Here is a 19,248-nt window from a genome sequence, read left to right as displayed (position 1 = left end):
GCCGACTCCCAATCGCTGCGCGATAGGGAAGATCAGGGTCAGCGCCCGTTCAGCCTTGAGCTGCTAAGCGAGTCGCTATGAAGAATCTCGCTCTCTCCCTGGCCGCCGTCTTGCTTCCCCTTTCTGCAGCGGCGGCCAACGAGCCCGCCCCCAATTCTGCCGACGCGCCGCGCGAACTCGGTGCCGAGGCGAGCATTACTTTTCCGAGCGACAGTTCGATCCGCAACTGGCAGGCCGATCGAGGCCGTGGTATCTGGATTCAGGATCGCCAGCGCGTCTGGTATTACGGCACCTTCGCCGGATATTGCCCTGATGTCGATTTCGCGCAGGCGATTGGCGTCGAAACGCGCGGTGCCGGACGGCTCGATCGGTTTTCATCGATCGTGGTGCGTGGCGAGCGCTGCCCCTTAACCTCGTTTGTGACCTCCGCCGGGCCGCCGTTTCGGCGTGATAAATCGAAAGACATCATGGGCGAAAAACCCGGCGCAAATTGACAGCGGGTCGCCCGTGGCCGTAGCGGGCGCGGATGAACGGCTGGATCATTCTCGACAAACCTTTGCGGCTCGGCTCGACGCAGGCGGTCGGCGCGGTCAAGCGCGTGTGCCGCGAGGCGGGGCTGGGCAAGGTCAAGGTCGGCCATGGCGGCACGCTCGACCCGCTGGCGTCGGGGGTGCTGCCGATCGCGCTGGGCGAGGCGACCAAGCTGTGCGGGCGGATGCTCGATGCAAGCAAGACCTATGCGTTTACGATCGCGTTCGGGACCGAGACCGACGGGCTTGATGCCGAGGGTGAGGTGGTCGCGAGCAGCGATGTGCGGCCGACGCTGGCGGAGGTTGAAGCGGTACTGCCGCGCTTTACCGGGGCGATTGAGCAGGTGCCGCCTGCTTACTCGGCGATCAAGATCGACGGGCAGCGGGCTTATGATCTGGCGCGCAAGGGCGAGGCGGTTGAGATGAAGGCGCGGAGTGTGACCATTTTCTCGCTTCGTCATGCCGGACTTGATCCTGTATCCACTGGGGCGCCGGCAGAATGGACCCCGGATCAAGACCGGGGTGACGATATGGGAGAGGGGTTGCTTGAAACTATCACCCTCACCGCCCACGTCTCCAAAGGCACCTATATCCGTTCCCTCGCGCGTGATATCGCGCACGCCGTCGGCACGGTCGGCCATGTCACCAGGCTGCGCCGCACAAAGGCCGGGCCGTTCGATTTGGAACAGGCGATTTCGCTGGACAAACTCAACGCATTCGGCCAAGGCGCCGCGCAATCAGAAGTCATTCTGCCGCTCGAGGCAGGGCTGGTCGACATCCCGGCTCTGAACCTTTCCCCGGAAGCGGCAGGGGCGATCCGTCAGGGTCGTGTCTGGACCGGGGTAGCTACGGATGACGGGCTCTATTGGGGACGGGACGATGACAATCGTCCGATCGCCCTGATCGAGGCTTTGGCGGGAACGCTGAAGGTCGTACGCGGCTTCAATCTTTAAGCCATGATGTTCGAGGAAGATATCTATGTCGATTACCGCCGAGCGCAAAACCGAAGTTATCACCGAAAATGCCCGCAGCAAGGGCGACACCGGTTCGCCGGAAGTGCAGGTCGCGATCCTGACCGACCGCATCAATAACCTGACCGGTCATTTCAAGGCGAACCACAAGGACAATCACAGCCGCCGCGGCTTGCTGATGATGGTCAACAAGCGTCGCAGCCTCCTCGACTATCTGAAAAAGAAGGACGAGGGACGCTATCAGGCACTGATCGCGAAGCTGGGTCTGCGTAAGTAAGAATTTCTGGCGGCCCCGGTTTTCCGGGGCCGCTGTCATATTGGCTCCGCGCAAATTCGCCGGACCACAGGGCCGCTCCCGCATCCGGCGGGACCGCCATTGGGGCCACAGACGCCCCGCACCGCCCCGGGTCGGATTACCCGGAATCAGAGGCCCCGCCCGGCATTGGGCCAGGCGGGCGAAGGAAACTCCATGTTTGACGTGAAAAAAGTATCGATCGAGTGGGGCGGTGAAACGCTGACCCTCGAAACGGGCAAGGTTGCCCGTCAGGCCGATGGCGCGGTTGTCGCGACGCTCGGCGAAACGATGGTCCTGGCCGCGGTCACCGCCGCCAAGACGGTCAAGGAAGGGCAGGACTTCTTCCCCCTGACTGTCCACTATCAGGAAAAATATTCGGGCGCAGGCCGCATTCCCGGCGGCTTCTTCAAGCGCGAACGCGGCGCGACCGAAAAGGAAACTTTGGTTTCGCGTTTGACCGATCGTCCGATCCGTCCGCTGTTCCCCGAAGGTTTCTACAACGAAATCAACGTCATTGCCCAAGTGCTGAGCTATGACGGTCACAACGAGCCCGACATCCTGGCGATGGTCGCCGCTTCGGCCGCCCTCACCATTTCGGGCGTGCCCTTCATGGGCCCGATCGGCGCCGCACGCGTCGGCTATATCGATGGCGAATATATCCTGAACCCGACCGATGCGCAGGTTGCCGAAGGCGATCTCGATCTGGTCGTCGCCGCCACTTACGACGCGGTGATGATGGTCGAATCCGAAGCCAATGAGCTGTCGGAAGAGATCATGCTCGGCGCCGTGCTGTTCGCGCACGACGCGTGTAAGGATGTGGTCAAGGCAATCGTGAAGCTGGCCGAACAAGCTGCCAAGGATCCCTGGGCTATGGCCGAACAGGCCGACCTGACCGCTGCCAAGGACAAGCTGAAGAAGCTGATCGGCAAGGACATCGCCGCCGCGTACAAGCTGACCGACAAATCGGCCCGCTCTAACGCGCTGAACGAAGCCCGCGCTGCTGCCAAGGCCGCTTTCGCCGATGCCGCGCCGCAGGACCAGATGGCCGCCGGCAAGCTGATGAAGAAGCTGGAAGCCGAAATCGTGCGCGGCGCCATCCTGAAAGACGGCAAGCGCATCGACGGACGCACCACGACGCAGATTCGTCCCATTCTTGCCGAAACGCACTTCCTGCCCCGCGCGCATGGCTCGGCGCTGTTCACTCGCGGCGAGACGCAGACGATCGCGACCTGTACCCTGGGCACCAAGGACAGCGAGCAGATGATCGACGGCCTCAACGGCCTCAGCTACTCGAACTTCATGCTGCACTATAACTTCCCGCCCTATTCGGTCGGCGAAGTCGGTCGTTTCGGGGCGCCGAGCCGCCGCGACATCGGCCATGGCAAGCTGGCATGGCGTGCGCTGCACGCGGTGCTGCCGACGAAGGACGAGTTCCCTTACACGATCCGCATCACCAGCGACATCACCGAGTCGAACGGCTCGTCGTCGATGGCGTCGGTTTGCGGCGGTTCGCTCGCGATGATGGACGCCGGCGTACCGCTGAAGCGCCCGGTTTCGGGCATCGCGATGGGCCTGATCCTCGAAGGCAAGGATTTTGCGATCCTGTCGGACATCCTGGGCGATGAAGATCACCTCGGCGACATGGACTTCAAGGTGGCGGGTACGTCCGAAGGCATCACCACGATGCAGATGGACATCAAGATCGCGGGCATCACGCGCGAGATCTTTGAAGCCGCTCTGAACCAGGCGAAGGAAGGCCGCGCGCACATCCTGGGCGAAATGGCGAAGGCGCTGGGCGAAGCCCGCACCGAGCTGTCCGACTATGCCCCGCGTATCGAGACGATGCAGATCGACAAGGCGAAGATCCGCGACATCATCGGCACCGGCGGCAAGGTGATCCGCGAGATCGTCGCGACCACCGGCGCCAAGGTCGACATCGACGACGAAGGTCTGATCAAGATTTCGTCGAGCGATCCGGCGCAGATCGAAGCTGCGCGCAAGTGGATTTCGGGCATCGTCGAAGAAGCCGAAGTCGGCAAGATCTATGACGGCAAGGTCGTCAATCTCGTCGATTTCGGGGCGTTCGTGAATTTCATGGGCGGCAAGGACGGCCTGGTTCACGTCAGCGAAATCGCCAACGAGCGCGTCGAAAAGGTCGCCGACGTCCTGAGCGAAGGCCAGGAAGTCAAGGTCAAGGTGCTCGAGATCGACCAGCGCGGCAAGGTTCGCCTGTCGATGCGCGTCGTCGATCAGGAAACCGGCGCCGAGCTGGAAGACACCCGCCCGCCGCGTGAAGGCGGCGACCGCGGTCCCCGCGGGCCGCGCCGTGACGGCGGCGATCGTGGCCCGCGCGGCGACGGTGGCGGTCGTGGCGAACGTGGTCCGCGTCGCGATGGCGGCGGTGACCGTGGTCCGCGCCGTGACGGCGGTGGCGAGCGCGGCCCGCGCCGCGAACGCAACGAAGGTCCGGAAGATCAGGGCCATGTGCCCGACTTCCTGAAGGACTAAGCCTTCGGTTTATCGAACAAGGAAAGGGGTTGCTGCGGCGGCCCCTTTTTTTGTTGCCCACGGCGCGTGCGCTTTGATCGCAAGAAACGGGGCGGAAGCGGGGCGGCGGCGTGGCAGGGGCTGGGTATGACCGAGACGAACGATACCAAAGTTACCGCACGCATCGCCGCGCTGGACTGGACCGCCCTCGCCGCTGCGCTTGATCGCGAGGGGTGGGCAGTGCTGCCGCGGCTGCTCTCAGCCGCCGAGTGTTACGATACCGCCGCGCTCTATCCGCTGGAAGAATTGTTCCGCAGTCATGTCCAGATGGCGCGGCACGGGTTTGGGCGCGGCGAATATCGCTATTTTTCTTACCCATTGCCGCCACTGGTCGGGGGGTTGCGCGGGGCGCTTTACGCGCAGCTGGCCCCGGTTGCGAACCGCTGGCACGAGCGGATGGAGCGCGTTGAACGTTTTCCTGCGGACCACACCAATTATCTGGCGCAGTGTCATGCCGCGGGGCAAGTGCGGCCGACGCCGCTGTTGCTGCAATATGGGCCGGGCGACTATAATTGCCTGCACCGCGACCTGTATGGGGTGGAGGTATTTCCGTTGCAGGTAGCGGTGCTGCTATCGGCCCCGGGGGCCGATTTCACCGGCGGCGAGTTTGTGCTGACCGAGCAGCGGCCGCGGATGCAGTCGCGCGCTGCGGTGGTACCGCTGGGTCACGGAGACGCGGTGGTGTTCGCGGTGAACGAACGGCCGGTCGCGGGCAGCCGCGGCGACTACCGGGTGGCGATGCGCCACGGGGTCAGCGAAGTCCGGTCGGGGCATCGCCGTACGCTGGGGATCATCTTTCACGACGCCGCCTAATATCGTCCGCCGGGTGGACATGGCGGCTGTGGCGGTTAAGCCATTGGTTCCCCCCACGGTGGCAGCGAGGATAGCGGCGATGGATTTTTCCCGGCTTCAGGCGAGCAGCAAGATCGGCGACGCTTGGGTTTATCCGCAGCCGCCGTGCCTGAATTTCGGCTGGCTGGAGGTCGATGTCGATCCCGCGCATCGCATCTATTGGGAGGAATATGGCAATCCGGCGGGCGAACCGGTGATGTTCCTGCACGGCGGCCCCGGCGGCGCGTGCGCCCCGGCGATGGCGCGCTTTTTCGATCCCCTACGCTATCGTGTCGTCCTGTTCGACCAGCGCGGGTGCGGCAAGAGCGAACCCAATGTTGCGTCGGCGGGACCGGGGGCGGCGCTGGCCAAGAACACAACCGCCAACCTGATCGGCGATATCGAAAAGTTGCGCGATCATCTGGCGATTACGGGGGCGATGCATGTGTTTGGCGGTAGCTGGGGCAGCACGCTGGCGATGGCCTATGCCATCGCGCACCCTGCGCATTGCGCCAGCCTGATCCTGCGCGGCATTTTTCTGGGCGCGCCGGAAGACCTCGACTATCTGTATCAAGGCAATGCCGCGACATGGCAAGCCAACCCCTATGGTCTGACCGCGCCGGGGGCGTATATCAAATATCCGGGTGAATGGGCGGCGCTGCTGAACGTCCTGACCCCGGCCGAGCGCGGCGATGTCATGGCGTCGTACAAGGCGATTTTCGACATGGTGCCGGCCAGCGCGGCGGAAAAGGCGCGGCAAATGGAAGCGGCAGTGACGTGGTCGCTGTGGGAGGGGGTGATTTCAAACATGATCCCCGAAGCCGCCGATACCGGGAAATTCGGCGAGGCCGATTTCGCGCTGTGTTTTGCGCAGATCGAGGCGCATTATTTTGCGAATAGTCTGTTCATTCCGGCGGGGCATTTCTTCGACAATATCGCGACGCTCGCGGCAATCCCGATCCACATCGTCCATGGCCGCTTCGACGAGGTCTGCCCGTTGACCCAGGCATCGCGGCTGGTCGAAGCGCTCCGCGCGGCGGGGACGGAGCCGGTGTCTTATGTCGTCACCAACGCCGGGCATAGCGCGATGGAGCGCGAAAATGCGCTGGCGCTGACCGCGGTGATGGACGGGATGGCGCCGCTGGTCCGCGCTTAAGCCGCGGAGGCGCGCCTACGCCGCCTTGCCGTGCGCGACGTCCATGCTGACCGAACTGCCTGCGTCGATCTCGGCGGCCTTGGCTTCGACTAGTTTGACGATATGGCCGATCATGTCGGCGTCGGCGACATGGTGGTCGGTGACCCCCGACAGATAGACCATATGCTTGCCATTGCCGCCGCCGGTGATGCCGATGTCGGTTTCGCGCGCTTCGCCGGGGCCGTTGACGACGCAGCCGAGGACCGAGAGCGACATCGGGGTCTTGATGTGGCCGAGCGCTTCTTCGAGCGCCTGAACGGTGCGGATGACGTCGAAGCCCTGCCGCGCGCAGCTGGGGCAGGACACGACGCGGACGCCGCGGGTTCTGAGGCCCAGCGATTTCAGGATCTCGTAACCGACGCGGACTTCTTCTTCGGGTTCGGCGGAGAGGCTGACGCGGATCGTATCGCCGATGCCGGCCCAAAGCAGGTTGCCGATGCCGAGCGCCGATTTGACGGTGCCGCCGATTAACCCGCCTGCTTCGGTGATGCCGAGGTGGAGCGGGCAGTCGACCGCATCGGCGAGCTGCGCATAGGCGGCAACCGCGAGGAAGACGTCGCTCGCCTTCACCGCGACCTTATACTCGTGGAAATCATGGTCTTGAAGCAGCTTGATATGGTCAAGCGCGCTTTCGACGAGCGCCTCGGGGCAGGGCTCGCCGTATTTTTCGAGCAGGTCTTTTTCGAGGCTGCCGGCGTTGACGCCGATGCGGATCGCGCAACCGTTGGCCTTGGCGGCGCGGACGACTTCGCCGACGCGCTCCGAAGATCCGATGTTGCCGGGGTTGATACGCAGGCAGGCGGCGCCAGCATCTGCGGCTTCGAGCGCGCGCTTATAGTGAAAGTGGATGTCGGCGATGATCGGGATACGTGCGGCGCGGACGATCTTGCCGAGCGCCGCGGTCGATTCGGTGTCGGGGCACGACACGCGGATCAGGTCGGCGCCCGCCTCTTCGCAGCGGCGAATCTGATCGATCGTCGCGACCGGGTCGCTGGTCAGCGTGTTGGTCATCGTCTGCACCGTGATCGGTGCGCCGCCGCCGACCGGGACAGTGCCGACCATGATCTGGCGGCTGGTTCGCCGCGCGATGTCGCGCCAGGGGCGCAGGCCGGGATTGTGATCGCTCATGGGTTCGGGCTCGATCGAAAGGGGAGGATGCGCTGCTCTTTAGCGGTCCGGCGGGCGATTGGCAAAGCCAAGCATGTGCGGCGCGGCTGTTGCGCGAAAGACACACTCTGACGTTGAATCGCCACCATGCGCAATTTTTGTTTGTGCATTGCAGCAAAATCGGCAATTTCGAAAGCGTTCGACGTCACAGGCCCGCACGAAGAGGCGTGGACGCGCACAGCAGGCCGGGACGATCCGTTTTTTTTACTAGGGGGATCACCCATGAAGTTTCTTACCAAAGCGTGTTTCGGCATGCTGCTCGCCGCGTCGGCGATGTCGAGGCCCGCCTTCGCCCAAGAAGAAGCCAGCGGCCCGGTCTCGCTTTCGGGCGGCGTTTCGGTTGTGTCGGACTATCGCTTCCGCGGCATTTCGCTGTCGAACGAAAAGGTTGCACTTCAGTCGACGCTGACCGCCAGCCACGAAAGCGGCTTTTACGCCGGCGTGTGGGGGTCGACGCTTCCCGACAGCCCGTTGTACGGCAAATATGAACTCAACCTCTATGGCGGTTTCGCGACCGAGGTCGCACCGGGGACTTCGGTCGATATCGGGGCCATCTATTATGTCTATCCCGGCAACCAGAGCTTTGCGGGGCCCAGCGACTATATCGAAGTCGTCGGCAAGCTGTCGCACGACCTTGGTCCCGTTTCGGCCACCGGAAGTGTGTACTATGCCCCCGATCAGAATTCGCTGGGTAGCAACGACAATATCTATCTGAACCTTGGCCTTGGCTATGGCATTGCCGATACACCAGTGACGCTGAACGCCGCGCTTGGTTACACCGACGGATCGCTCGGCGCGCTGGCGCCCGGCGGCAATTATCTCGACTGGATGCTCGGCGCCTCGTTCGCCGCCGGTCCCGCGACTTTTACCGTGCAATATGTCGACACCGACATCAAAAAGTCGGGCGTCAAAGCCATCGACACGCTGTTCGATCCAACCGTGGTCTTTACGCTGGGCATTTCTTTCTGATCGCCTAGCGGGTCAGCGACCACGCGTTAAGGGGGCGGCTTCGGGGGAGGCTGCCCCCTTTTTCGTGCATGGGGCACAGGCGGGTGCCTCATCGCATCACGCTTGACCGCGTCGATGAACCGTGCAAATTCATCGACAAATTGAAGAAACGAGAGTATTCCCCCCATGACTCAAGCCTCTCAGAGCGTTTCTGTTCCCCCCGTTTCATCGTCGAATCCGCCCGCGCGCAGCGAGCGCAGTCCGGGCGTCAAGCTGGTCATCGCGGTACTGATCGCCGTCGCGCTGATGGTGCCGCTCCTCATGATCTACGGGCTGCTGTGGGATCGCCAGCAGCAGGCCGAAACTGCGCAGGCGTCGATCGGGCAGGGCTGGGGAGGGCAACAGACGATCGCCGGACCGGTGATAGTCATCCCCTATCGTGCGACGGAAACGACCACGGTAACCGAGAATGGCAAGGATGTGACGCGGACGATGAACACGATCCGCAACCTCTACCTGTCACCGCAAGCCAATACAGCCGACGTCGTCATTAAGCCCGAAAAGCGCAAGAAAGCGATTTACGAGACGGTCGTTTACGAAAGCCAGATTTCGGGCAGCGCCGATTTCGTGCTGCCCGCCGACATCGCGCGCTTTGGCGTTGCGCGCGAGGCGCTGATGCTCGATCGCGCCGAAGTGCGGCTGGGGGTCAGCGACGCGCGCGGGCTAGTCGATGGCAATAGCGTGGCGGTCAACGGTACGCCGCTGGCATTGCAGCCCGGAAAGGGGCTGCTCTCGACCGGCAATTCGGGCACCTTCGCCTTTGTCGACTGGAGCGCAGCGGCGCCGCTGAAGGTCGATTACAAGATCGGCGTGCGCGGGCTGGGCGATTTCAAGCTGATCCCGCGCGGGGTCGATACGCGCTGGACGGTCAAGTCGAGTTGGCCGAACCCGAGCTTCGGCGGCGATTTCCTCCCCGCGAAGCGCAGTGTGACGGCCAGCGGATTTACGGCCACCTATGCGGTGCCGAACCTGGCATTGGGACAGGCGCAGGTGCTGACCGGCGATTTGTCGCCGCCCGTAACGTCCAACTATGGCCCGCGCGACGCCTATGTCGACGCGGTAGCCGTTTCGGCGCCGAGCGATGGCAGTGCAGGTGAAGCGTCGGGCGGGACCGCCAAAGCCGTGGCGATCAGCCTGATTGAACCCGTCGACCTGTACAGCCAGGTCGATCGCGCGATCAAATACGGCTTCCTGTTCATTGGTTTTACCTTCGTCGCCTTCCTGATGTTCGACATCATCGCGGGGGCGCGGGTGGCGCCGGCCGAATATCTGCTGACCGGCATCGCACTGGTGCTGTTCTTCGTGCTGCTGCTGGCGTTCGCCGAGGTGATCGGCTTTACCTTCGCCTATATGCTGGCGTCGGCGGCGATCATCGGGTTGCTGGCCTTTTACAGCGCGGCGGTGCTGAAAAGCTGGAAGCGCGCGCGGTTCCTGGCCGCGATGCTGGTCGGACTGTATGCGCTGCTTTATGTGCTGCTCAACCTTGAGGCCTATTCGCTGCTGATCGGTTCGGTGCTGATGTTCTTCGCCCTCGCCGGCGTGATGTACATGACGCGGAGCATCGACTGGAGCGGGCTGGGGAAGAAGGATGAGGCGTTGCCCGCGGTGTGATGTGACTGATCCTCCCTGTCGCGCTGCGATGGGGAGGTGGCAGTCCGCAGGACTGACGGAGCGGCTTTGGCGCTGCCGTCGCTGCCCCTCCACCACCGCGTCGCGGCGGTCCCCCTCCCCACGGTTTCGCCGCAGGGAGGATCATGCTACCGCCAGCGCAGATTGTGGGGGCCGAGATCCAACAGCGTCTTGGCTCCCATCAATTTCATCCCGCGCTCCATCTCGGCGCGCAGCAGCGCGATGGCGCGCGCCACGCCTTCCTCGCCCGCCGCGGCGAGCGCGTAGAGGTATAGGCGGCCGCCGGAACAGGCCTTCGCGCCGACCGAAAGCGCTTTGAGCACATGCGTGCCCCGGGTGATGCCGCCATCGCAGATCACCTCGATCCGGTCGCCGACGGCATCGACGATTTCGGCGAGCGCATCGAACGGCGCGCGGCTGCCGTCGAGTTGGCGGCCGCCATGGTTCGATACCATGATCGCGGTGGCGCCGATCTCCACGGCGCGGCGGGCATCCTCAACTGCAACGATGCCTTTGAGGCAGAAGGGGCCGTCCCATTGCTGGCGGATCGCCGCGGCGCGCTTCCAGTCGAGGCTCTGGTCGAGCATCGAGGTGAAATAGTCGGCGACCGATTTGGGGACGCTCGACCCTTCGGACACATGGGTCGCGAGGTTGGGCAGACTGAATTTTTCGCGGCAGACATAGTTGAGCCCCCAACCGGGCTTGGCGGCGTAGCTCAGCATATTGCCCGGAGTGAAACGCGGCGGCGAGGTGAAGCCCGAGCGCAGGCAGCGTTCGCGGTTGCCGCCGACGATCGTGTCGACGGTAAGCGCCACGGCGTCGAATTTCGCGTCGTGCGCGGCGGCGAGCATTGCGCGGTTGAGTCCTTCGTCCTTGTGGACATACAGCTGGAACAGCTTGGGACCGTCGGTCAGCGCCCCCGCTTCTGCCAGGCTGATGGTGGCAAGACTGGAGATGCCCGCCATTGTCCCGGCGTTCGCGGCGGCGCGGAGGACGGCGCGCTCGCCCTGCCAGTGAAACAGCCGCTGGAGCGCAGTGGGTGACAGGAACAGCGGCATCGCCATTTCGCGCCCGAACAGCGTGGTGCGCATGTCGACGCTTGCGACCCCGGCGAGGACGCGCGGGATGAGGTCGCAATCGTCGAACGCGGCGCGGTTGCGGCGGCGGGTGACTTCGTCGTCGGCGGCGCCGTCGATATAATCGAACACCGGCCAGGGTAGGCGACGTTTTGCCAGCGCGCGGAAGTCGTCGATATTGTGGCAGTCGGTGAGTTTCATATTTGCCCCATTCTCACCCGGCATTGCGAGCGAAGCGAAGCAATCCAAGGCGGTTTACGCACGGTCTGGATTGCCGCGTCGCTTCGCTCCTCGCAATGACGAATTTAGAAGACGGTTCGCGCCGCCACCGTCCCCTTGGTCGCAAAGCTGAAGCGCGGTTCGATGGCCAGTTTCGGAGCAAGGATATGCGCTGCCACGCGCTTGCCCACTGCGGGTCCGTTCTTGAACCCATGCCCCGATCCGCCGCCGACCAGCCACACGCGCTCCTGTCCCGGAAAGCGGTCGATCAGATAGTCGCCGTTCGAGCTATTCTCATATTGGCAGACGCGCCCGCCGATCAGCGGTGCTGAGGCGAGGGCTGGGAAGCGGCGGGCGATATAGGCCCGCGCCTCGGCAATCCCCGCCGGGGTCAGTTGCCGTTCCATCGTGTCGGGATCGATCATCGGGCCGTGCCGATCGATCGCGATCTTGAACCCCGCCCCCTCGAGATCGGGGATGCCGTAAAAAATGCCATTGTTGCTGTTGTCGGCCCACACCGGCAGCTCGGGCGGGGCGAAGCGCGTGTCGCCCTGCGGCGCGCCGAAATGATAGACTTCCTGCCGCGTCGCGACGATCTTGTTCATGAGCTGCTGCGGGAAGAGTTCGGCGAGCCAGGGGCCGAGGGCATAGACGAGATGGTCGGCGGTGCCGCCGTCGGGGAGGCTGTGACGCTTTATCCGTTTTGACAGCAGGGGTGCGGGCATGACGACGCGCTCGACCGTGATCTGCGCATCGGCGATCACTTCCTGTACGCCGCGCCCGGCGATCAACGCGCCGGTTTCGGTTTCGAGGACGCCGGTTTCGCCTTGGTAAAACTGCATCTGGCGGTACTTGTTCTGCAGCCAGCGGACGTCGCCATGCTCATGCCCAACCCGGTTCGCTTGCAACCACGCGAGCGACTGCGCGGTGTAGGCATCGCCCTGCGGCCCGAACCACAGCACGCCGGTGTTATGAAAGATCGGCGCGCTGGCGGTGTCGGAGAGCGACTTCCAATAGGGCAAAGATTCGCGCGCCATCTCCGAATAGATGGCGTCGGCGCCATAGCCCATGCGGATGACGCGGCTCTCGCCGCCCGACGACGCGCGGACATGACCGGCTCCGTAGGCGTCGAACAGCCGCACCGATTTGCCCGCGCGGAGCAGATGCCAGGCGGTCCAGGCGCCGAACACCCCGGCGCCGATGATCGCGACGTCGACATGCTGGACCTTGGGCTTCGCGGGTTTGCGTTTCTTCGAACGGCGCTCGGCCGCAGCCGCGGTTGCTGCGACGGGCAGCGCAGCAAGGCCCGTCAGCAGCGCGCGGCGGCTGGGCGTCTTACCGCCCGCCACCGGACGCCTCTTTCTTGTAATAGCGATAGCCACCGATCCAGGTTTCGAGCGGGATCATGCGGCGGATCTCGTCGGGGCTGGCGAGCATCGGGTCGGTTTCGACGATCAGGAAATCGGCGCGCATTCCTGGCATCAGCGTGCCGATGCGATCCTCGGCGAACCCCCCATAAGCCGCGGTGCGGGTGAAGCCGTCGAGCGCGGTCTCGCGGCTCACCGCTTCTTCGGGGCGCCAGCCGCCGAATGGCTGGCCCGCGGCATCGGTGCGCGAGATTGCCGCAGCAAGGCCGGCGAACGGATTTGCGCTTTCGACCGGCACGTCGGAACCGAAGGCAATGCGGGCGCCCGCGGCCTGCAGGCTGCGCCAGGCGTAGGCGCCCTTCAACCGGTCGGGGCCGAGCCGCGCTTCGGCCATCAGCCGGTCGCTCGTCTGGTGGACCGGCTGCATCGACGCGATGACTTTCAGGCTGGCGAAGCGCGCGATGTCGGCGGGGTCGATCACCTGCGCATGTTCGATCCGCCAGCGGCGCTCGCCGGGCAGGTCGGCGGTGAGGTCGGCAATCGCGTCGAGCGCCTCGGCATTGGCGGCGTCGCCGATCGCGTGGATCGTCACCTGGAATTTGTCCATCGACGCGCGGACCATCTTGTTGCGGAGCTGCGCGGGGGTGAGCAGCGGCAGGCCGGTCTGACCGGGGGCATCACTATACGGTGCCTTGAGCCACGCGCCACGCGAGCCGAGCGCGCCGTCTAGGTAGAGCTTGACCCCCACCATGCGCAGCCGGTCGTCATACAGCCACGGCGTCGGCTCGGACCCGGCGATCATCGCCATATTGTCGATGTCGCCGCCGTAGCTCAGGATCCGCACCGCGAGCTGTTTCTTGTCCCCGGCGCGGCGAAATGCCTGCCAGTCGAGGATCGATGTCCCCATGTCGGCGATCGTGGTCACGCCCTGTTCGAGCAGCTTCTGCTGCGCCAGATACAGCGCGCGGTCGAGGTCGCGCGCCAGCGGCTTGGGTTTGGCGCTATCGACCAGGCTCATTGCGGCATCGACAAACACGCCGCTCGGCTTGCCGCCCACTATTTCGATACGGCCGCCGTCGGGCGACTTGCTGGCGGCGGTGACCTTGGCAGCGGTCATGGCGGCCGTATTGGCCCAGCCCGCATGGCCGTCGACGCGTTCGAGCCACACCGGGCGGTTCGGCACCGCGGCGTCAAGGTCGGCGGCGGTGGGGAAGCGGCCCAGACCCCATCTTTCCTGATTCCAGCCCGATCCGATAATCCACGGCATTTCGGGATTGTCGGCGGCATATTTGCGGATCGCGGCCTGCGCTTCGGCAAGGCTGTTGGTCTCGCTAAGGTCGAGCAGCATCAGCTGGAACCCCAGCCCCATGACATGGCCGTGCGCGTCGATGAGGCCGGGAATCAGGGTACGGCCCTTGCCGTCCTCCTTGAAATCGGGGCGTTCGGGGCGCTTGTCCTTGCGGTCGAGAAGCTCCTTGACCTTGCCGTCCTTGTCGATGACGAGCCCGGTGAAGCGGAGCAACTTGCCATCCTTGTCGAGCGTGATGCCGTTGACGTTGTCGACGAGCGTGTCGGCGTGCGCGGGGGCGGCGAGGGTGAGCGCGAGTGCGGTCAGCAGGAGGCGGGTCATTTCGGCAACCTTGTTATAAGCGAGCTGGTGTCGCGGCGACCGTGCCCGGCCTTTTGCACATCGGCGTAAAATTGATCGACGATTGCGGCGACGGGGATCGTCGCGCCGTTCGAGCGCGCTTCGTCGAGCGCGAGGCCCAGATCCTTGCGCATCCAGTCGACCGCAAAACCGAAATCAAACTCGTCCTTAGCCATCGTGTTCCAGCGGTTGAGCATCTGCCAGCTCGCCGCGGCGCCGCCCGACACCGCCTCGAACACCTTGTCGGCGTCGAGCTTGGACGCCTGCGCAAAACGCAGCGCTTCGGACAGGCCTTGCAGCACTCCGGCGATCGCGATCTGGTTGACCATCTTCGTCGTTTGCCCGGCGCCGGGGCCGCCGATATGGACCATGCGCGCGGCATAGGCCTGCATCACCGGCTCGGCGGCGGCGAACGCGGCTTTTGTCCCGCCGCACATGATCGACAGGGTGCCATTCTGCGCTCCCGCTTCGCCACCCGATACCGGGGCATCGAGGCAATGAACGCCGAGCCCTTCGGCTTCGACCGACAGCTGGCGCGCGATCCGCGCCGACACGGTGGTGTGATCGATGAACAAGGCGCCCTTGCGCATCGCCCGGAACGCGCCGTCGCGGCCCAGGGTGACCTGCGCCAGATCGTCGTCGTTGCCGACGCAGGTCAGGACGATATCGGCATCGTGCGCGGCCTCCGCCGGGGTCGCAGCGGCCTTGCCGCCGTGCGCGGCGACCCAAGTGTCGGCCTTGGCGCGGGTGCGGTTATACACGGTGAGGTTATGGCCCGCTTTCGCAAGATGGCCCGCCATCGGTCCGCCCATGACGCCGGTGCCGATGAAGCTGATGCGCAATTTTTCCTGGATCATCTCAAGGCTCATAACCATGGTTTGCGCGGTGCGCCAGATAGGCTAGGGCGAGCGGCATCATGAGCACGACCGCACCCACCCTGTCCGCTGCCGATTTGCCGGCGATCACCCTCGACGATGTGCGCGCGGCGGCGGCGCGAATTGACGGCGCGATCGTGCGTACCCCGACGCTGCATTCGCAGACGCTGTCCGAAATGGTCGGCGCCGAAGTCTGGCTGAAATTCGAAAACTTGCAATTCACCGCGGCCTATAAAGAACGCGGTGCGCTTAATGCGCTGTTGCTGATGGACCCCGTGGCACGAGCCCGCGGTGTTATTGCGGCATCGGCGGGCAATCACGCGCAGGGGCTGGCCTATCATGGCAAGCGGCTGGGCGTTCCGGTCACCATCGTGATGCCGAAAACCACCCCGCAGGTGAAGGTGTATCAGACCGCCAGCCACGGCGCCGAAATCGTCCTGTTCGGTGAGAAGTATGATGACGCCTATGCACATGCGCGTGAGCTGGAAGTCGAGCGCGGGCTGACCTTTGTCCACCCGTTCGACCATCCACATATCGCCGCGGGGCAGGGGACGGTGGCGCTCGAAATGCTCGAGGATGTGCCGGAGATCGACACGCTGATCATCCCGATCGGTGGCGGCGGGCTGTTCACCGGGATGGGAACCGCGGCGCGCGGGATCAATCCCCACATCCGCCTCATCGGGGTGCAGGCCGAACTCTATCCGTCGATGTACGCCAAGCTCAACGGCGTCGATATGGCGTGCGAGGGCGACACGCTGGCCGAGGGGATCGCGGTCAAGGAACCGGGCGACTATACGCGGCTGCGCGTTGCCGAGCTGAACGACGACATCGTGCTGGTCGCTGAACGCCATCTGGAACGCGCGGTCAGCCTGCTGCTCCAGATCGAAAAGACGGTGGTCGAGGGCGCGGGTGCCGCGGGCCTCGCCGCGCTGCTCGCGCATCCCGAGGAATTTGCCGGGCGCAAGGTCGGCCTGGTGCTGTGCGGCGGAAACATCGACACGCGATTGCTCGCCAATGTGTTGCTGCGCGATCTCGCGCGATCGGGCCGCATCGCGCGGCTTCGCATCCGCTTGCAGGATCGCCCTGGCGCGCTGTTCAAGGTGATGAAGCTGTTTGACGAGAAACAGGTCAACATTATCGAAATCTATCACCAGCGCATCTTTACCACGCTGCCCGCCAAGGGGCTGATTACCGACATCGAATGCGAAGCGCGCGACCGGGAGCATCTCGACAGCCTGGTCGCTTCGCTGCGCGATGCGGGATATATGGTGACGACGGTGGAGCTGGCTTAGTCTCTAACCACTTCGTCATTGCGAGCGAAGCGAAGCAATCCAGGGCGGTTTACGCGACTCTGGATTGCCGCGTCGCCTCCGGCTCCTCGCAATGACGAGTCTTTTTGTCTTCACGTGCAGAGGCTAAGCAAATCCGATGAAATCCTTCGTGCTCCAGCTTACCGCCACGCCCGACAGCATCGACGAGCTCGGCCATGTCAACAATGCCGTCTGGGTCCAGTGGATACAGCAGGTCGCGACCGGCCATTGGGACGCGGCAGCGCCGCAGGCGCATAAGGACGCGTATATCTGGGTCGTCGTGCGGCATGAGATCGATTATCTGCGCGCGCTTGGCCCTGGCGAAACGGTGACCGCGTGGACGTGGGTCGCTGACAAGCCAAAGGGCGCCAAGTTCGACCGCTTCATGGAATTCACCGACGCCGATGGCAAAGTTCATGTGCGGGCGCGGACGGTTTGGGCGCTGCTCGACAAGGCGAGCGGGCGCCCACTCAGGGTGACGGCGGAGGTCGTTGCTCCTTTTCTCGACTAACGAGAATTTTTGCCGCCCGGTCACGAAGGGGCCGCTCTTTGAGCGCCCGCAAGGTTCTCAATATCATCGCATGCACATCGCCGGTCTCTGCGAAGAGGCGCCGGTACACGTCGGATATTTCATCGCTATATCGGTCCTGCATCGCCATTTGGGCCTGACCCTTTTCGGTCAGGCGAAACAGCTTGCGGCGCGCGTCGGCGGGATCGGGATGCTGGGTAATCAGGCCGAGGCGGATCAGCCCCGGGCATTTCTGGATCACCAACTGGTGCGACTGACCCAGCGCTCGCGCCAGCTCGGCCGGCGACGCCTCGCCCGCCTGACGGAGCGCGGTGAGCAGCGAGCAGGAGCGCACCGGGATGACAATGCCCGCCGCATCGAACAGCTCGCGCGTCTGATCCTCGATCGTCTGGCTCAATGCCTCGCTGAGCCGTCCAAGAAATGAGATGTCGTTGAGGTTGGTTGATGGGTCAGTCGAGGCGGGCATAGCTGTCGGTTGTTCCCTCGCGGTTGATGCGTTCGAGTGCGGCGATCTTGCCCGCCTTGCGCACAACACGGAAGCGGAAATCGGCGACGCCCTCGACCGCGAACAGGTCATTGCCGAGCGGCTCCAGCGTGGCACGGAAACGCTCGCGCCAGGTGTAGAGCAGCTTGCCGTCAACGATAGCGATCTGCCGGCCTTCGTAGCGGCCCGCGATCGCCTCAAGACCGGCACGGGTGAGCTGGACCGCCTTGGCGCGCGCGGCGAGCGTTGGTGCGAACCACGCGGCGTCGGCCTGTTTCGCGGTGTCGGATTTTGCCATGTCGGCCAGTGCCAGACGATGCGCGACGACCAAGGCGTCGGCGGAGGCGACGACATGATCGGGAGTGACGCCACGTGCTTCGAAATCGCCGCGATCGACGGGGTCGTGGATCTGGCCGATCGGCACCTGGACGAAAAAGTCGGTGCCCACCGGCTTGCGGTCAACGGGGTGCGCGCCGCCCGCTGTCTGTTCGCCGACCAGCGTCGCGCGGCCGAGCTTTTGCAGCGAATAGCCGAACCATTCGGCCGCCGAAAAGCTGGTCGATGAGGTCAGGACATAAACGGGTTTGCCGGTCAGGCGCTTTGCCGGGATGGCAGTGAGTACCCACTGGCCGCGGGCGACGCGGCGGCCATCGTCGGTGTAATAATAATCGAACAGCTCCTGATCCTTGTCGGCGCGGAAAAGCTGGCTGGCGAGCAGCTGCGCCATCTCAAGATAGCCGCCATTGTTATACCGCATGTCATAGATGACCGCGTCGCTATTCTCGATAAAGCGCATCGCTGCGCTGGCGGCATCATATGCGAGTTCGGGTTCGGCGAAATGCGACATCCCGACATAGGCGACATTGCCTTCCAAGCGGCGGAGGTCGGTAAAGCCGAAGTTTTTCTGTGCTTCGTCGCGCCGATCGGTTTCGCGCAATTCGGCGGCGCGCGCGGGGTCTTTCCGGGCGGCATAGTCGGCGGCAAAGGCGGGGTCGACGCCGACGAAAAAATGCAGGTCGTTGCTGGCCGCGATCAGATCCTTGGTCAGCGCCTGCGCCAGCGCGTCCTTGTCCTGCGCACCGTCATAGTCGCCCCTTTCGAGGTGGGCGCGGAGCGTCGCAGCAAGTGTCTTGGCCTTGTCGGCAAAGACATAATTGGCCTCCAATGTCTGGCCCAGCTGCTCGACCACCTGTCGTCGATCGGCCGCCGTGAGCGACGCCTCGCCGGTCGCGCCGACGCCTAGAAACCACACCGCCGCGACAATTGCGGTCGACCCTATTTTTTTCATTGGAAGCATCAACCTTCACCTGCGACTCAGTTATACAAGATATTGCGCAATATATTGTATAACTCGGACAGGCAAGAACGGAAACGGCTTTGCGTCAGGCGTAGGCGACCCAGCCGCACTATGTGAACGCCGCGTAGAATTGCTCGACGCCGGTTGCGACCCGTATTGACCGTCGGGTCTGGAGCGATTAGCCCCACCGACGATGACCAACGACCGATCCACCCAATGCAAGGCGTATTGGCGCTCCTTTATCTAGGAGCGGCATGGCATCACCTTTGA

At 64.0% G+C, this 19,248-nt stretch carries 17 protein-coding genes; 10 read left to right on the top strand and 7 right to left on the bottom strand.

Features of this window, described 5'->3' with window-relative positions; genetic code table 11:
- The first annotated feature begins 77 nt into the window (after window positions 1–77).
- The 6 genes from CDQ92_RS06385 (at window position 78) to pip (ending at window position 6,330) form a co-directional block, all read left to right on the top strand.
- On the top strand, window positions 78–494 hold the full coding sequence (locus tag CDQ92_RS06385) for a DUF6491 family protein (RefSeq protein WP_088440453.1): 417 nt from the start codon (window positions 78–80) through the stop codon (window positions 492–494).
- 32 nt (window positions 495–526) lie between these two features.
- A complete protein-coding gene (truB, locus tag CDQ92_RS06380) occupies window positions 527–1,483 on the top strand; it encodes a tRNA pseudouridine(55) synthase TruB (protein ID WP_088440452.1) in 957 nt (318 codons plus the stop codon).
- A 25-nt stretch (window positions 1,484–1,508) separates the two neighbouring features.
- Entirely contained in the window at window positions 1,509–1,778 is a 270-nt protein-coding gene (gene rpsO, locus CDQ92_RS06375) for a 30S ribosomal protein S15 (RefSeq protein ID WP_088440451.1), read from the top strand.
- Window positions 1,779–1,970: 192 nt separating this feature from the next.
- A complete protein-coding gene (gene pnp, locus CDQ92_RS06370; RefSeq protein WP_088440450.1) occupies window positions 1,971–4,304 on the top strand; it encodes a polyribonucleotide nucleotidyltransferase in 2,334 nt (777 codons plus the stop codon).
- A gap of 126 nt (window positions 4,305–4,430) precedes the next feature.
- Entirely contained in the window at window positions 4,431–5,156 is a 726-nt protein-coding gene (locus CDQ92_RS06365) for a 2OG-Fe(II) oxygenase (protein ID WP_088440628.1), read from the top strand.
- Window positions 5,157–5,235: 79 nt separating this feature from the next.
- Window positions 5,236–6,330: a prolyl aminopeptidase gene (gene pip / locus CDQ92_RS06360; protein WP_088440449.1), complete on the top strand. Its 1,095-nt coding sequence runs from the start codon at window positions 5,236–5,238 to the stop codon at window positions 6,328–6,330.
- Between the two features lie 15 nt (window positions 6,331–6,345).
- Here pip and ispG read toward each other — a convergent pair whose 3' ends face one another.
- On the bottom strand, window positions 6,346–7,497 hold the full coding sequence (ispG, locus tag CDQ92_RS06355; protein WP_088440448.1) for a flavodoxin-dependent (E)-4-hydroxy-3-methylbut-2-enyl-diphosphate synthase: 1,152 nt from the start codon (window positions 7,495–7,497) through the stop codon (window positions 6,346–6,348).
- A 261-nt stretch (window positions 7,498–7,758) separates the two neighbouring features.
- Between ispG and CDQ92_RS06350 the strand changes: the two genes are divergently transcribed.
- The gene (locus CDQ92_RS06350; protein WP_088440447.1) at window positions 7,759–8,505 is read left to right on the top strand and encodes a TorF family putative porin; all 747 of its coding nucleotides are present in this window, start codon (window positions 7,759–7,761) and stop codon (window positions 8,503–8,505) included.
- A gap of 165 nt (window positions 8,506–8,670) precedes the next feature.
- Entirely contained in the window at window positions 8,671–10,155 is a 1,485-nt protein-coding gene (creD, locus tag CDQ92_RS06345) for a cell envelope integrity protein CreD (RefSeq protein ID WP_088440446.1), read from the top strand.
- Window positions 10,156–10,301: 146 nt separating this feature from the next.
- Here creD and CDQ92_RS06340 read toward each other — a convergent pair whose 3' ends face one another.
- The 4 genes from CDQ92_RS06340 to CDQ92_RS06325 all read right to left on the bottom strand — a co-directional run bounded on the left by CDQ92_RS06340 (window position 10,302) and on the right by CDQ92_RS06325 (window position 15,352).
- Window positions 10,302–11,450 carry an alpha-hydroxy acid oxidase gene (locus CDQ92_RS06340; protein ID WP_088440445.1) on the bottom strand — a complete coding sequence of 383 codons (1,149 nt, stop codon included), beginning with the start codon at window positions 11,448–11,450 and terminating at the stop codon, window positions 10,302–10,304.
- 104 nt (window positions 11,451–11,554) lie between these two features.
- The gene (locus CDQ92_RS06335; RefSeq protein ID WP_158213768.1) at window positions 11,555–12,817 is read right to left on the bottom strand and encodes an FAD-dependent oxidoreductase; all 1,263 of its coding nucleotides are present in this window, start codon (window positions 12,815–12,817) and stop codon (window positions 11,555–11,557) included.
- Window positions 12,804–14,465 (bottom strand): amidohydrolase, encoded by a 1,662-nt coding sequence (locus tag CDQ92_RS06330; protein WP_088440443.1) that lies wholly within the window; start codon window positions 14,463–14,465, stop codon window positions 12,804–12,806. Before CDQ92_RS06330 ends, CDQ92_RS06335 begins: the two co-directional genes overlap by 14 nt.
- Window positions 14,462–15,352, bottom strand: coding sequence for an NAD(P)-dependent oxidoreductase (locus CDQ92_RS06325; RefSeq protein ID WP_237246112.1), 891 nt, complete (start codon window positions 15,350–15,352; stop codon window positions 14,462–14,464). The genes CDQ92_RS06330 and CDQ92_RS06325 overlap by 4 nt, the downstream gene beginning before the upstream one ends.
- 47 nt (window positions 15,353–15,399) lie before the next feature.
- Here CDQ92_RS06325 and CDQ92_RS06320 point away from each other — a divergent pair, with 47 nt between their 5' ends.
- Window positions 15,400–16,650 carry a threonine ammonia-lyase gene (locus CDQ92_RS06320; protein WP_088440442.1) on the top strand — a complete coding sequence of 417 codons (1,251 nt, stop codon included), beginning with the start codon at window positions 15,400–15,402 and terminating at the stop codon, window positions 16,648–16,650.
- 136 nt (window positions 16,651–16,786) lie between these two features.
- Window positions 16,787–17,179: an acyl-CoA thioesterase gene (locus tag CDQ92_RS06315; RefSeq protein WP_088440441.1), complete on the top strand. Its 393-nt coding sequence runs from the start codon at window positions 16,787–16,789 to the stop codon at window positions 17,177–17,179.
- Here the strand turns inward: CDQ92_RS06315 and CDQ92_RS21060 are convergent.
- Together CDQ92_RS21060 and CDQ92_RS06305 are read right to left on the bottom strand one after the other, a co-directional pair.
- Window positions 17,139–17,663, bottom strand: coding sequence for a MarR family winged helix-turn-helix transcriptional regulator (locus CDQ92_RS21060; protein ID WP_158213767.1), 525 nt, complete (start codon window positions 17,661–17,663; stop codon window positions 17,139–17,141). The two genes, CDQ92_RS06315 and CDQ92_RS21060, sit on opposite strands and share 41 nt — an antisense overlap.
- Window positions 17,647–18,969, bottom strand: coding sequence for a S41 family peptidase (locus CDQ92_RS06305; protein ID WP_158213766.1), 1,323 nt, complete (start codon window positions 18,967–18,969; stop codon window positions 17,647–17,649). Before CDQ92_RS06305 ends, CDQ92_RS21060 begins: the two co-directional genes overlap by 17 nt.
- Window positions 18,970–19,248: the final 279 nt, after the last annotated feature.

The sequence above is a fragment of the Sphingopyxis bauzanensis genome, from assembly GCF_002205675.1.
Classification (GTDB): Bacteria; Pseudomonadota; Alphaproteobacteria; order Sphingomonadales; family Sphingomonadaceae; genus Sphingopyxis; species Sphingopyxis bauzanensis.
The sequence above is the reverse complement of the archived record's forward strand: the minus strand, read 5'-3'. Positions and strand labels throughout refer to the sequence as shown.